The sequence below is a fragment of the Pseudomonas sp. GW456-12-10-14-LB2 genome (genome assembly GCF_002884345.1).
Lineage (GTDB): Bacteria > Pseudomonadota > Gammaproteobacteria > Pseudomonadales > Pseudomonadaceae > Aquipseudomonas > Aquipseudomonas paraglycinae.
Window position 1 is genome coordinate 1 of sequence record NZ_POHV01000124.1, and the last position, 278, is coordinate 278.

At 70.9% G+C, this 278-nt stretch carries 1 protein-coding gene; it reads right to left on the reverse strand.

The window, feature by feature from the left end; genetic code table 11:
* The coding region (locus tag C1X29_RS28365) for a hypothetical protein (RefSeq protein ID WP_218275713.1) at window positions 1-278 on the reverse strand (278 nt) is incomplete at both ends.

Below are 278 nucleotides of genomic sequence, written 5' to 3' on the forward strand. Positions count from 1 at the left end.
CCCAGGACGAGGACAGCCTCGACATCGTCGACCAGCTCGCTACCCAGGACCGTCTGGTAGTCGGTGAGAGCGTTGTCCCCGACCCGGGAGCCCGAGGTGGGTTCGGCCAGCAGAGGCCATCCGCCCTGCTGTGCCAACTCGCGGGCGAGCGATCCGGCACCGTCCCCGGCCACGACGACCGTCCGGGCAGGCATCACCAGCGGCGTCGGTGCAGTCGGGAAGGAACTCACCCGACGGGGCACCAATGCCTGCGGCTGCCACGGCCCGTCAGGCACGAG